The 13333-nt window shown below is 64.0% G+C and carries 15 protein-coding genes and 1 tRNA gene; 10 read left to right on the forward strand and 6 right to left on the reverse strand.

Annotated features, from left to right (window positions below):
- Positions 1-10 precede the first annotated feature (10 nt).
- From GRZ55_RS17370 to GRZ55_RS17380, 3 genes are read left to right on the forward strand one after another with little or no spacing between them, the layout of a single operon-like run.
- Entirely contained in the window at positions 11-229 is a 219-nt protein-coding gene (locus GRZ55_RS17370) for a DUF1858 domain-containing protein (RefSeq protein ID WP_169288226.1), read from the forward strand.
- Positions 226-669 carry a group III truncated hemoglobin gene (locus GRZ55_RS17375; protein WP_169288227.1) on the forward strand — a complete coding sequence of 148 codons (444 nt, stop codon included), beginning with the start codon at positions 226-228 and terminating at the stop codon, positions 667-669. Before GRZ55_RS17370 ends, GRZ55_RS17375 begins: the two co-directional genes overlap by 4 nt.
- Positions 666-1025: a YbaN family protein gene (locus tag GRZ55_RS17380; RefSeq protein ID WP_210257398.1), complete on the forward strand. Its 360-nt coding sequence runs from the start codon at positions 666-668 to the stop codon at positions 1023-1025. Before GRZ55_RS17375 ends, GRZ55_RS17380 begins: the two co-directional genes overlap by 4 nt.
- Here GRZ55_RS17380 and GRZ55_RS17385 read toward each other — a convergent pair.
- The 3 genes from GRZ55_RS17385 to GRZ55_RS17395 form a co-directional block, all read right to left on the reverse strand.
- Positions 1022-1720 carry a Crp/Fnr family transcriptional regulator gene (locus tag GRZ55_RS17385; protein ID WP_246734840.1) on the reverse strand — a complete coding sequence of 233 codons (699 nt, stop codon included), beginning with the start codon at positions 1718-1720 and terminating at the stop codon, positions 1022-1024. The two genes, GRZ55_RS17380 and GRZ55_RS17385, sit on opposite strands and share 4 nt — an antisense overlap.
- 192 nt (positions 1721-1912) lie before the next feature.
- Entirely contained in the window at positions 1913-2119 is a 207-nt protein-coding gene (locus tag GRZ55_RS17390) for a heavy-metal-associated domain-containing protein (RefSeq protein ID WP_169288229.1), read from the reverse strand.
- Positions 2116-2631 (reverse strand): DUF6789 family protein, encoded by a 516-nt coding sequence (locus tag GRZ55_RS17395; RefSeq protein ID WP_169288230.1) that lies wholly within the window; start codon positions 2629-2631, stop codon positions 2116-2118. The genes GRZ55_RS17390 and GRZ55_RS17395 overlap by 4 nt, the downstream gene beginning before the upstream one ends.
- A 385-nt stretch (positions 2632-3016) precedes the next feature.
- Here GRZ55_RS17395 and GRZ55_RS17400 point away from each other — a divergent pair, with 385 nt between their 5' ends.
- The 4 genes from GRZ55_RS17400 to pgsA all read left to right on the forward strand — a co-directional run bounded on the left by GRZ55_RS17400 (position 3017) and on the right by pgsA (position 7052).
- A complete protein-coding gene (locus tag GRZ55_RS17400; RefSeq protein WP_246734841.1) occupies positions 3017-5065 on the forward strand; it encodes a heavy metal translocating P-type ATPase in 2049 nt (682 codons plus the stop codon).
- 10 nt (positions 5066-5075) lie between these two features.
- Positions 5076-5447, forward strand: coding sequence for a hypothetical protein (locus GRZ55_RS17405; protein ID WP_169288231.1), 372 nt, complete (start codon positions 5076-5078; stop codon positions 5445-5447).
- A 40-nt stretch (positions 5448-5487) separates the two neighbouring features.
- A complete protein-coding gene (locus GRZ55_RS17410; RefSeq protein WP_169288232.1) occupies positions 5488-5949 on the forward strand; it encodes a DUF305 domain-containing protein in 462 nt (153 codons plus the stop codon).
- A gap of 500 nt (positions 5950-6449) precedes the next feature.
- On the forward strand, positions 6450-7052 hold the full coding sequence (pgsA, locus tag GRZ55_RS17415) for a CDP-diacylglycerol--glycerol-3-phosphate 3-phosphatidyltransferase (RefSeq protein ID WP_169288233.1): 603 nt from the start codon (positions 6450-6452) through the stop codon (positions 7050-7052).
- 147 nt (positions 7053-7199) lie between these two features.
- Here the strand turns inward: pgsA and GRZ55_RS17420 are convergent, their stop codons facing one another.
- Entirely contained in the window at positions 7200-7880 is a 681-nt protein-coding gene (locus GRZ55_RS17420; RefSeq protein ID WP_169288234.1) for a glycosyltransferase family 2 protein, read from the reverse strand.
- Between the two features lie 158 nt (positions 7881-8038).
- Positions 8039-9073, reverse strand: coding sequence for a lipocalin family protein (locus GRZ55_RS17425; protein WP_169288235.1), 1035 nt, complete (start codon positions 9071-9073; stop codon positions 8039-8041).
- A 426-nt stretch (positions 9074-9499) separates the two neighbouring features.
- On the opposite strand from GRZ55_RS17425, the gene GRZ55_RS17430 reads away from it, so the two are divergent.
- Entirely contained in the window at positions 9500-9976 is a 477-nt protein-coding gene (locus GRZ55_RS17430) for a MarR family winged helix-turn-helix transcriptional regulator (protein WP_169288236.1), read from the forward strand.
- Between the two features lie 129 nt (positions 9977-10105).
- Here the strand turns inward: GRZ55_RS17430 and GRZ55_RS17435 are convergent.
- Positions 10106-10181: transfer RNA gene (locus GRZ55_RS17435), tRNA-Thr, on the reverse strand.
- A 219-nt stretch (positions 10182-10400) separates the two neighbouring features.
- Between GRZ55_RS17435 and GRZ55_RS17440 the strand changes: the two genes are divergently transcribed.
- Both GRZ55_RS17440 and GRZ55_RS17445 read left to right on the forward strand, forming a co-directional pair.
- The gene (locus GRZ55_RS17440) at positions 10401-10889 is read left to right on the forward strand and encodes a (2Fe-2S)-binding protein (protein WP_169288237.1); all 489 of its coding nucleotides are present in this window, start codon (positions 10401-10403) and stop codon (positions 10887-10889) included.
- A gap of 85 nt (positions 10890-10974) precedes the next feature.
- Positions 10975-13329 (forward strand): xanthine dehydrogenase family protein molybdopterin-binding subunit, encoded by a 2355-nt coding sequence (locus GRZ55_RS17445; protein WP_169288238.1) that lies wholly within the window; start codon positions 10975-10977, stop codon positions 13327-13329.
- Positions 13330-13333 lie beyond the last annotated feature (4 nt).

The following is a 13333-nucleotide window of genomic DNA, read 5'->3' on the forward strand; positions in this document are numbered from 1 at the left end:
GGAGACTTCGATGAACACGAAGTGGACATACGACCCGGATATGCCAATCGACATGGTGATGCGCCGCTGGCCTGCCACGCTGGAGGTCATGATGCGGCATCGGATGCTGTGCGTTGGCTGCCCGATCGGTGGGTTTCACACAGTGCCGGAAGCATGCCAGGAGCACGGGCTCGATGAGGAGACACTTGTCGAGGAACTCGCGACAGCAATTGAATCGACGTGGCGATGAACAGCCCGAGCGACATCCAGGACAAGACAGGCAAAGTGATCGAGGAAGACGACATCGCGCGTCTCGTGCGCAGCTTCTACGGACGGGCACGCCAAGACGCGCTTCTCGGGCCCATTTTCGCGGCCCATGTCGAGAACTGGGAGCACCATCTGCTTCGTATCCAGGATTTCTGGTCGTCCGTCATCCATCGCACGGGTCGTTACCAGGGCCGGCCGGTACCGGCCCATGTGCCGCTCGGCATCGACGCCACGCATTTCGACCGCTGGCTGGAACTGTTCGAGGAAACGGCAGGCGACGTCCTGAGCCCCGATGCCGCCGCGATCTTCGTCGAAAGGTCGCGCATGATCGCGGGCAGCCTCGAACTGGCGGTGGCAAGCCATGACGGCGTGATCGTCCCGCCCGGCGGCCGCTACCGAAGGCGGGAGCCGAACGGAACATGATGAGGTTCGTCTGGCAGGGGATCGGCTGGATCAGCCTGATGATGGGGGCGCTCGGCGTCATCCTGCCGCTGCTGCCAACCACGCCGTTCCTGCTGCTGTCGGCCTGGTGTTTCGCGCGAAGCTCGAAGCGGTTCCACGACTGGCTGGTTCACCACCCCCGCCTCGGTCCGCCCATCGAAGCATGGCGGCGACAGGGCGCCATCTCCCGCAAGGCCAAGTGCCTCGCCATGGTCTCGATCGCTGCCAGCCTTGCAATTGCGATTGTGGCCGGGGTGCCTGCCTGGGTACTGGCGTTTCAGATTGCCTGCCTGACCGCCGTCAGTGTCTTCATTCTGTCGCGGCCGGAGCCGGGCTAGCGCTTTCGCCGATGCTCGGCGATCAGCATCAGGCGGTGCGGATCGGAAACCGTCACCTTTTGCCTGCCGCCGACCACAATGCCCTCATCCTCCCATGCGCTCATGAGACGGCTGACGGTGTGCAGCGTGGTTCCCGTCATCTCGGCGATATCCTGGCGGGTAATGGGGAAGTCGATCTCGATTCCCTCCGGTGTCTTGCGACCGGCCTGCTTGATGAGGCGCAGGATGGTATGGGCCACCCGTTGCTCGACCTGTTCCGTGGACATCTCGACGACGCGTTGCTGGGTCTCCTGCAGGCGCCTTCCCACGGTGGCGTATGTGTTCGAGGTGAGGGAGGGATAGCTCGAGGCGAAGTCGCTCCACAGCCGCGTGGGCCAGGCGAGTGCCACGCAGTCAACCGCGGCGATCGCGCTGGCGGGATAGGTGGTTCGACCGATGGCCGGTGCGATGCCGAAAAGCTCGCCCTCGTTGATATAGCGCGCGATCACCTGCTCCCCGTCCGGCGTCGTCTTCACGACGCGAATATGGCCTGCCAGCAGCACGAAGAAGGAATGTGCCTCTTCCTCCTGCGCGAAGATCACCGCGTCCTTGGGATGTCGCGAGGAGCGGGCTTTGGCCAGGATGTCTTCCTGCTCGGCCGGCGTCATCTCCGCGAAGAGGGCAAGGCCCGAAATCAGTGATCTGTCCAACGGCAAGGAGCGGCTCCTACAAGCGGAGAGTGATTTCCATCCTGTTCTACCCGCTATTTGCGCAACGGCAAATTGCCGCTGGCCGTCGCGGCCGCGCGTGCTTGCGACCAGGCAATTCCCGCTGCCGTCCTGTCGGGCCATGAGGTCCAGGTCGCGCGGGTCGCGCCAACCTGACAATGCGCACGGCCTACCGCCGCTTCAGCCGCCAGTCAGCGGGCTGTTTGCATAGCCGGCCCTCGCGATGGCGCCGGACACGTCATCGCGTGTCCGCGCCGTTTCGATGTCGACAATGCGGGAACCGAGATCCACCACAACTCTGGCGTCGCGATCCACGTCCTTCACCGCCTCGCGGATTGTTTTCTCGCAGTGACCGCAACTCATTTCTGGAACGCTCAGTCTGATCATTTCAACATCCTTTCGTTGGAGATAGGTGGCGCCGATACCGTGCTTCCATGGACGAACCGAACGGTGCGCAGCCAGGTATGCGCCACCGCAAGCACGAGGCTGAAGGTGACGAGCATGGGCAGCATTAAGAGCGCGGGCAGCAACCCGCGACCCAATCCCAGACCGAAAAGCCCATGACCGACGACGGGGAAGAAGACCACCGCCATCACCAGCCAGGCGAGCGTGGCAAAGACGGCCGCTTTCGCCAGTGGGCCATGGGCGGGCAGGACGTCGTGCACGCGGCCGTAGATGAAACCCCATAGCAACGCGCCGGTGACGGAAGGCAGCGCCCAGCCGAACGTCCCCGGCGCCAGGCCGCCGAGCAGCGCCTGGAGATCCTGATAGGGCTGGAACTCGGGCAGGATGCCAAGCCTGTCCTTCGCGCTCATCAGTGCGAAATGAATCGCCAACCCGGCGAAACCTGCCAGGACGGAAATGGCCACGTGACGCAGGATGGTACGGCCGAGGCTCATCGGATCACTTAGCCAGGTATTTGATGAGCGCGGCGATCGCGAGCAAGATCAGAACGCCGATCGGCAACATCCAGATCCAGCCACCCATCATCCAGCCATCCCACATCATCGCTTTGCTCCTTTGCCCGTGGATAGGGCTTCCAGTTGCGGGAAGGTCAAGCGGCCTTGACCCGGTCGCGGCGACAGTGGCGGGTGCGGGTGCTGTCGGGACAATGGAGAAAGTGCCCAGGCTGCGGGCAAACGCGGGGAGGCACGCGAAGGCCGGAGATCACTGGATCGCCGATGGCGCAGGTCGATGACACCTTTCCCTTGACCTTCCAGTTGCTGGAAGACCTAGCTGTGGGGTCTCGCGTCAACCTCGCGGAGAGCGACTGGAGGCAGGACGATGGCCCACCGACACGCACACCATTCGCACGATCGGCACGGTGGGGATGGCGGGACCCCTGGTCCGGCTCATGGCGGCCACGACAAGCATGCCGGCCACAGCGTCGAGATGTTCCGCGACCGCTTCTGGGTCTCGCTGGTTCTCGCCATCCCGGTCCTGATATGGGAGCCCATGCTGCAGGACTGGTTCGGCTATACCGCGCCGGTATTCACCGGTTCGGTCTACGTCCCGGCAATCTTCGGCATCGCAGTCTTCCTCTATGGCGGGCGGGTATTTATCCGCGGTGCCCTGGAGGAGTTGCGGGCCCGCCTGCCGGGCATGATGACCCTGATCTCGCTGGCGATCACCGTCGCATTTCTCTACAGCCTCGCCGTGCTCGTGGGCTTCGAAGGTCACGCGCTGTGGTGGGAGCTCGCCACCCTGGTGACCATCATGCTGCTCGGCCATTGGATCGAAATGCGCTCGATCTTCCAGGCACAGGGCGCGCTCAAGGAACTGGCCCGCCTCCTCCCCGATACCGCGCTGCGGCTTATCGACGGCGATCGCACCGAAGAGGTCACCATCGACCGACTGCGAGCCGGCGACCTGCTCCTGATCCGGCCGGGGGCTGGCATCCCTTCCGACGGCGTTGTCGAAAGCGGCAGAAGCTCCGTCAACGAGGCGATGATCACCGGGGAATCGGTGCCCGTCGACAAGCACGACGGCGACAAGGTCATTGCCGGCACGGTGAACGGTCAGGGGTCGTTGCGCGTGGAAGTGACCCAAACCGGCGAAGGCACAGCGCTCGCCGGCATCATGCGGCTGGTCGCGCAGGCGCAGACATCGCGATCGCGCGCGCAGGCGCTGGCCGACCGCGCGGCCTTCTTCCTGACGGTCGTGGCGCTTGCCGCCGGCGTCGTGACGTTCGCAGCCTGGCTCGCCGTCGGCGCGACGCTGGACTTCACCATCACCCGCGTCGTCACGGTGCTCGTCATCGCCTGTCCCCATGCGCTGGGTCTCGCCATTCCGCTCGTGGTGGCGATCTCCACGACGCTCGGCGCGCGCAATGGCCTGCTGGTTCGCGACCGGCGGGGCCTGGAAGAGGCGCGCGAATTGAACGTCGTCGTCTTCGACAAGACCGGGACGCTGACGCTCGGCGAGCACCGGGTGGTGGAGATGGCGACGGCGCCGGGCGTAGACGCCGATGGAGCACTGCGGCTAGCTGCCGCCATCGAGCGGGATTCCGAACACCCCATTGCCCGGGCGCTGCTCAAGAGCGCCGAGGAAAAGGAGATCGCCCTCCCGCATGCGAAGGGATTCGCGGCTGTTGCCGGACAGGGGGTGGTGGCCGAAGTCGAGGGACGCACGCTCAAGGTCGGCGGACCGGCCCTGCTGGGCCAGCTCGGCCTCGAGCCTGACGCCGAAATCGCCGCTGCCGCGACGCGTTATGGCGAAGCCGGACAGGCGGCGATCTATCTGGTCGAGAATGACCGGGTGCTGGCGGTCTTCGCCGTCGCCGACAAGATCCGTCCCGAATCCTTCGAGGCGGTCCGGCGGTTGCACGAGGCCGGCATCGAGGTCGCGATGTTGACAGGCGACTCGCAGGCCGTCGCCGACACGGTTGCGCGCGAACTCGGCATCGACACCGTGTTCGCCCAGGTGCTGCCGCAGGACAAGGCGCGCAAGATCGAGGAGCTGCAGGCCCAGGGCAAGAAGGTCGCCATGGTCGGCGACGGCGTCAACGACGCCCCGGCGCTGGTGACGGCCGACATAGGCATTGCCATCGGCGCAGGCACGGACGTGGCCGTCGAGGCGGGCGACGTCGTGCTGGTGCGCTCCGATCCCCGCGACGTGCCGCGCATCGTGGCGCTCAGCCGCGCCAGCTACCGGAAGATGGTCCAGAACCTGTGGCTGGCGGCGGGATACAACATCGTCGCCATTCCGCTGGCGGCCGGCGTGCTCGCCTGGGCGGGCATCATCCTCGCACCGGCGGTCGGCGCCATATTGATGTCGGCAAGCACCATTATCGTGGCCCTCAACGCCCAGCTTCTCCGACGGGCGAAACTGTAGGTCCTTGCGAATGCCTCGCTCGAAACATCTGGCCAAGATCCGCGATGTGCTGACCAGCCTGCTGCTGGTGCTTGCGGTCTCCCTGGCGTGGCCTTCCATGGCCGCTCCCCACGACCGGCACGCGGAGTCGGGCAACCATCATCCGGCCTCGGCCGATGCGCATGGCGCGCCACATCATCACCGGAATGTCGACCAGACGCCGGTCTGTTCCGCCGAGCTGGGCTGCTGTGCGATGACGCACTGTCATCCGGGCGTCGCGCAGGCGCTGTTGAGGATGTCTCTTGCGGATCTTCATCCGAAGCACGAACCGTCCTCTCCCGCCCAGGAAGCAGGTGTCGATCCGCCGATCCTCGTGCCGCCGCCGCGTGCGCTCCTTGTCTGAAGCGACCAGAAACCGATTCAAGCATTCAAGGAGTATCCCGATGAAGATGATCAAACACGCCCTTGCCGCCTCTATCCTGGCGGCCTCGCTTTCCGTTCCCGCCCTTGCCCAGGACGCGGCCGAGTTCCGCCTGCCGGACCAATGCGCCGTCGATGGCGGCATGGGACATATGGGCCATGGCGGCATGCACGGCGGCGGCATGGGAATGGGCATGATGTCCATGAACATGGACCTGGACGGCATGACCGACTTCCAGCGCGAGAACATGGAGAAGATGATGGGCACCATGCCCGCCATGATGGAAGGCATGATGCATGACGATCCGGACGTCGCCTTCGCCTGCGCCATGATCGCCCATCACCAGGGCGCCATCGACATGGCCCGCATCCAGCTGGAGCATGGCGAGGACGAGTGGATCCGCGGCCTTGCCGAGGAAATCATCGAAGCCCAGGTTCAGGAAATCGATGAAATGACCCAGTGGCTGGCCGATAACGCCAAGTAGAATGAAACGGCCCGCGCGGCAGCGATGTCGCGCGGGCTGTGCCAGGACGCATGTGCCGCTTCCATCCGCGGCAGGGCGAGCCGTCGCGCGTCATTGGCAGAAACACCTGACAGTCTTCCTCGATTGCGGAAAATTCCGTCCCGACCTTCCCGGTTCGATGTGGCGAGCTGCGGGGCTGCCTGGCCGAACCGGAATGCGCCGCTCGCAGCCCATGCCGGCAGTCATTCCACCATGAGCATACCACTTGGCCTGGCCCAAGCACTCACCGCCATGAGCGGGATTTTCCCTGTCGGGCCGCCTCAATGAAAGGCGGAAGCGGCTGGCGCTACATGCGTGATGCGCGTCAGCCCTTGACGGTGAGTTCCTATCCAATATATGTGTATAATACGCTTAAATGCGGGGCGGCAGAATGCGTTGTGATGGGCCGAAGAGGGTTTCGATGTCTTTCGGTCATTCGACGACGTCACCAATCATCATTGCTCGCAGCAGAGGTCCATCACATGTCGCAACAGGCTTTCAATCTGCCGAACATCCTGACCTACGCCCGCATCCTGGCGGTCCCACTGATCGTCATGTGTTTCTTCATCGAAGAAGGCCTGCACTCGAGCGACCTCCGCCGGTGGTCGGCGCTCCTCGTCTTTGTCGCCGCCAGCGTAACCGATTATCTCGATGGCTATTTGGCGCGCATCTGGAAGCAGACATCGAACATCGGCATGTTGCTTGACCCCATTGCCGACAAGCTTCTGGTCGTCACCTGCCTGGTGTTGCTCGTCGCCGACGGGACGGTCGCCGGCTGGTCGCTTTGGGCCGGGATCCTCATCCTGTGCCGGGAGATACTGGTTTCCGGCCTGCGCGAGTATCTGGCCGGCCTCAAGGTCTCCGTTCCGGTCACGCAGCTGGCCAAGTGGAAGACCGCCATTCAGATGGTCGCTATCGCCTTCCTGCTGGTTGGACCGGCAGGCGACGCCCTCATGCCGACAGGCCTCACAATGACGGTCGGCACAACGCTGCTGTGGATCTCCCTCGGGGTGACGCTCTATACCGGCTACGACTACCTCCGTGCCGGGCTGAAGCACGTAATGGACGACAAACTCGCCGTGTGATCCGTGTTCGCGCGGACAGGAAAGTCTCGGGAAGAAGGCCGCGAGCCTCCGCTGGCGGTTCCCGACCCGGGCAGAGGCATCAGCGACGTGGCACGTGCAATCGCCAGTCTTTCGATTCTTGCCGTGGACTGTCTGGCAACGCACGGCTCAATACAGCACCGTCTGTTTCTTGAGCCGGCGCAACTGGTCCAGGCTGCGGCTTGCACCCACTGTGCGATAGATGTCGGATATCATGCCGATCTCGTCCCTGATGCCCACCAGTGTGCCGCGCTTTGCGGTCTTCAGCGGGCTGATGACTCCGGGCCAGCGCACACTTCCGATCTTCCCACCCGTGGCCAGCAGGAGATCGTTCAGGTAGACCTCGAAGCCAAATCGAGGCAGCTTCTCGATTTCCGCCAGCTTCTGCAGCACGAGATGTGCGGGGAAAGCCCGTTCGCCGGAGATATAATCGAAGCCGAGCAGCCTCCATGCCAGAAGGGCATTGCCCCTGAGGGAGATTGAAGCCACTGCTTCACGGGACATGACAGGCTCGAGCAGCCGGTCGATGTCGGTGCTCTTCAGACCGACAAGATCGGCATCCAGAAGGAGGACGTGGCTGGTTCGAACAAGTTCCAGCCCCCGTGCCACGGCGACTGCCTTGCCCATATTCCTGGCTAGAACAACGGTCCTGAGGCCGCGCGTTCGAGCGAGGTCCCCAGAACCATCGGTGGACGCGTCATCCACGACGAGCACTTCGCGGACAAGCGGATGCCGGGCTACAGCGTCCAGCACCCGGCCGATACGCGGCGCCTCGTTGTAGGCGGGAACGATACAGGTGAATACGGTCACGCCGTTTTATCCGTGCTCATGTCGCAGCAGGCTCGGAACAGATGGTCCAGTGCTCCGGCAAGGAGCACTGGACCACCTTGGACACTATTCGGGTCCGCCGGCCAGTGGAAAATCTTCATCATGCGGAGTGCAGGAGGTCCAAGCGTTCCGCGCGGGATCTATCGAGGCCAGTCGCCGATCATCTCGACGTAGTTTCGGCCACTCACGGCTTCGTTCCTGTAGGTGCCGGAGAAGGTTGCTGTAGCCTCCAGGCGCGCCATGTGCCCGCCGGGCAGAAACGATTCCTGGCTGGCCGGGCCGGTGATGTCGACCGCGAGATCGGCATCGACGGCGGGAATGCGCACGCGCCAGCTGGTGGGATATTTCTGGCCGGTCTGCTCGCTCGTCCAGAAATCGCCGGCGCCCCTGGCGAGAGGTTCGACGGCGACCACCTCATGGGAACCGTCCTCGCGCATGATGGTGGCCCAGGACTCCTCCGCCTTCGAGTCGAGCGCATTCCAGATGGCCACGACTTCGCCGTCCGGCATGATCAGGTTCATCCAGGTCCAGCGCAAGTCGGGTCGCGGCGTGATCGTGCCCCATTGGCGATCCAGCCAGGACCGGCCCTCGACCGCCAACGTTTCGCCTTCAAGGGTCAGCTTGCCCGTGGTCGCCATATTCGGCAGGGCAAACTCGTAGTTGGTTTCCCCGAGCAGGGGAAAGACCCCGGTACCGCCATATGCCAGCGCAGGCCCCTGCGCCTCGAGGGTAAACTCGATCGCGCCCCATGGCGCCTCGAAGCTGACGGACATCTTCTCGTCGTCACCGGTCCACCGCAGGCCCGGCGCCGTGATCTCGAACTCGGTCTTGTCCCACGAATACTCGTTCGGGGATATCTGCGTCATGTGGCTCTTGTAGAGCCCCTTCGTCTCATCGGTGACCGAAAATATGATCACCGGTCCGAAGACCCTTGGCATCGTCATGGTGTGAAGAAGCACGCCGATATTGCGCCCGTCGGCTTCCAAGGCGCTCGTGAAATAGATCGAGTCGAACCAGCCCCTTTCCGTGCCCGGGTCCTGGGCCAGGAGATCTTCGGCCGGGTTGATCATCGCTGGTGTCCCAGGAGCGGGCTGGGCGGCGACTGGAACGACAAGCAGGCCGAGCGCGAACAGCCCGCCAGCTGTGGCCCCGCGGAGTCTGGTCAAATGTGTCATGCGGCATCTCCTTATGGATTATTAGTGCATTATACACATAAATAGGGAGCGTGGCGGTTTCAAGGAGGACGCGTCCGAAAGAGCTGACGCGGTTGCGTCTCCGTCCAATGAGGTCCGGCCGGCATTTGCTTGGGGGGGGTGGCTGCAGAAGCGAAGTTCGGCAAACGAGCGGGTTCGCCGGCAAGGCTATCCAGCGATTCCCTGGCAGCGATTCGGCGGAAGTGGCTGGATCGGTCCGGGCAACCCAGCGCGGCGAGTGGTGAACCCCGATGCCTCCGGCCAAGGGCCCTTGATGTCTGTCCGGGGCAGAGCCTTCGCCCAGGCCTGTTCCGGTGCGGCTCCATTGCAACTGACGTGGAAACCTGACATTTCCTTTTTGATGGCCATAAAATGTGTATTATGCATGGATAATCGGGAGATCAGGCGATGTCAATGAGAAAGGTGCATAGTACGCATATCAAGAAATCGCTCCCCGAGCTTCATCGTGCGCTCGTCGACATCACCATCCTCATGAACAGCCCTGAGCGCGACACCCAACTGCTCGAAATGGCGGGGCTGAGACTTGAGCGGGCGCTGTTCCCGCTTCTTGTGGGAATTGAGCGCCGGGGACCGATCGGCGTCGTCGAATTGGCTGATGGAGTCGGGCGCGACTACACGACGGTCAGCCGTCAGGTCGCGCGACTGGAAGAGCTCGGACTTGTCGAGCGCCGCTCCGGCGCCAGCGACAAGCGGGTGCGCGAGGCGGTCATCACGCCGCACGGCAAACAAGCCACGGACGCACTCGATGCCGCGCGAGAGAAGATGGCCCTGACGCTGTTCCGGAACTGGAGCCGCGAAGACTTCGACGAGCTCATAAGGCTAATGAGAATGCTTGCCGATGGCATGAGCGCCAACCCAGCCTGAGCTTTAATTGACGTCAGACGAGGGACACGCGAGACAAGAGGCCCCCCACCAGTGAAGCCCAAGTTGCTCACGACACAAGGTTTTTTGCAACCTCGTGAAACAGTCTGAATCGTGCTGAAATGGGGGTGCTGGTGCCGCTTGTCAGACTCGAACTGACGACCTCCGCATTACGAATGCGATGCTCTACCAACTGAGCTAAAGCGGCGTCCCTGAGGGATGGCGCGCGTGATAGCCCTAATGGGGGGACAATTCAAGCGTTGTCGTCAAGGATGATGGCGCGTGCGTGCTGCGCTGGTCATGCAGCCACGGTCCCCCATGGACTCTTTTTGCGTTGGCGCTAATCTCCGTCGGGCTTGCCGGTGTGCGGCCCGCCCGGGGCGGCATGAGCACCGACACGCAAAGGGTGAATTGGGAGGAGCGTCCAATGTCCAAGGTCGAAATGATGGTCAATGGCCGGAAAGTGGCCGGCGAAGTGGAGGATCGCACGTTGCTGGTCCACTTCCTGCGCGAGAATCTGGGGATGACCGGCACCCATGTGGGGTGCGATACCTCGCAATGCGGCGCCTGCGTGGTGCATCTCGACGGCAAGGCCGTCAAATCCTGTTCCATGCTGGCCGCACAGGCCTCGGGGTCAGACGTGATCACCATCGAGGGCCTCGCGGCGGGCGGCGAACTGCACCCCGTGCAGGCGGCCTTCAAGGAGCATCATGGCCTGCAATGCGGCTTCTGCACGCCGGGCATGATCATGGCCGCCGTCGACATGATCAACCGCCACCCCGGCGGGCTCGACGAGAAGACCGTGCGCGCCGAGCTGGAGGGCAATATCTGCCGCTGCACCGGCTATCACAATATCGTCAAGGCGATCCTGGCTGCATCCGGGCAGATGAGCGCCGGCGCGGCGCGGGCGGCATGACGCCCTAGCAAGCATGCTTTAAGGGCGGCCGCGCGCAAAGACGTCCGCCATTTGCCAGTTATCGCAGTTCGGGAGGAGAACTCTGATGGGTATTGAAGGCATCGGCGCCCGCGTGGCGCGCAAGGAGGACAGACGCTTCGTCACGGGCGCCGGCCGCTATGTCGACGACATGGTGGTGCCGGGCATGAAGCACGCCGCCTTCGTGCGCTCGCCGCATGCGCATGCGAGGATCAAGGGCATCGACGTCACCGCGGCGCAGGCCATGCCCGGCGTCATCGCCGTGTTGGGCGGCAGGGAATTGCAGGCCGACGGTATCGGCAATCTGATCTGCGGCTGGATGATCCACTCCAAGGACGGCTCGCCCATGAACATGGGCGCGTGGTCGCCGCTGGCCACCGAAACGGTGCGCTATGTGGGCGACGCGGTGGCCATCGTGGTGGCGGAGACCAAGGGGCAGGCGCGCGACGCGGCCGAGGCCGTCGAGATCGACTACGAGGAGCTTCCCGCCGTCACCGAGGCCGTCGCGGCCCTGGAAGCCGGCGCGCCGCAGATCCATCCCGAGGCCAACGGCAATCTGATCTACGACTGGGAGATCGGCGAGGCGAAGGCCGTGGACGAGGCTATCTCCCGTGCGGCCCATGTGACGAGGATGAGGATCGTCAACAACCGGCTGGTGCCCAACGCCATGGAACCGCGCGCCGCGCTCGGTCACTACGACAAGGCCGAGGATCACTATACCTGCTGGACCACCTCCCAGAACCCCCATGTCGCGCGCCTCGTCATGAGTGCGTTCTACAATGTCGCGCCGGAAAACAAGCTGCGTGTCATCGCGCCCGACGTGGGCGGCGGCTTCGGCTCGAAGATCTATATCTATCCCGAGGAGATCGTCTGCCTGTGGGCATCGAAGAAGTCGGGCGTGCCGGTCAAATGGGTGGCCGACCGCACCGAGAGCTTCCTCACCGACGCGCATGGCCGCGATCACGTGTCGGAGGTCCAGATGGCCTTCGACGCCGACAACCGCATGACGGCGCTCAAGGTCGACACCATCGCCAATTTCGGCGCCTACATGTCGCTCTTCTCCTCCGCCGTTCCGACCTATCTCTACGCCACGCTCTTGTCGGGCCAGTATGTCATTCCCGCGATCCACGCCAATGTCCGGGCCGTCTACACCAACACCGCCCCGGTCGACGCCTATCGCGGGGCCGGCAGGCCGGAGGCGACCTATCTGCTGGAACGCATCGTCGAGACGGCCGCACGTGAACTGGGCGTTCCACCGGCGGAACTGCGGCGCAAGAACTTCATCCGCGAGTTCCCCTACCAGACGCCGGTGATCATGAATTACGACGCCGGCGACTACGAGGCCTCGCTTTCAGCGGCGATGGAGGCGGCCGACTATGCCGGCTTCGAGAAGCGCCGTGACGAGGCGAAGGCGCGCGGCAAGCTGCGCGGCATCGGCATGAGCTGCTACATCGAGGCCTGCGGCATCGCGCCGTCGGCCGCGGTCGGCTCGCTGGGGGCCGGCGTCGGCCTCTGGGAATCGGCCGAGGTGCGCGTCAATGCGGCCGGCACGATCGAAGTGCTGACCGGCTCGCACAGCCACGGCCAGGGCCACGAGACGACCTTCGCCCAGCTGGTTTCCGACCGGTTCGGCGTGGGTATCGATACCGTCAACATCGTGCATGGCGACACCGACAAGGTGCAGATGGGCATGGGCACCTATGGCTCGCGTTCCGGCGCCGTCGGCATGTCGGCCATCGTCAAGGCACTCGACAAGGTCGAGAAGAAGGCCAAGAAGATCGCCGCGCATCTGATGGAGGCCGACGAGGGCGACATCGTCATCGAGAATGGCGAGTGCAAGGTGGCCGGCACCGACAAGACGGTGCCGTGGTTCCAGGTGGCGCTGGCTGCCTACACCGCGCACAACCTGCCGGAAGGCATGGAGCCGGGCCTGAAGGAAGGGGCATTCTACGATCCGTCCAACTTCACCTTCCCGGCCGGCTGCTACATCTGCGAGGTCGAGGTCGATCCCGACACGGGCAAGACGGAGATCGTCCAGTTCGTGGCCGCCGACGATTTCGGCAACATCATCAACCCGATGATCGTGGAAGGCCAGGTTCATGGCGGCATCGCACAAGGTGTCGGCCAGGCTCTGCTCGAGGGCACGCGTTACGACCCCGGCTCGGGCCAGCTCGTGACGGCAAGCTACATGGACTACACCATGCCGCGCGCCGACGACCTGCCGTCCTTCCAGGTGTCGACCTCCAACACGCCCTGTCCTGGCAATCCGCTGGGCATCAAGGGTTGCGGCGAGGCAGGCGCCATCGGCTCGCCGCCCGCCGTCATCAACGCGATCACCGATGCGATCGGCACCAACGACCTGACCATGCCCGCCACGCCGCAGGCGGTCTGGTCGGCCCTGAAATCGGCGACACGGCACTGAGGGA

The sequence above is a fragment of the Chelativorans sp. ZYF759 genome, assembly GCF_012911015.1.
Classification (GTDB): Bacteria; Pseudomonadota; Alphaproteobacteria; order Rhizobiales; family Rhizobiaceae; genus ZYF759.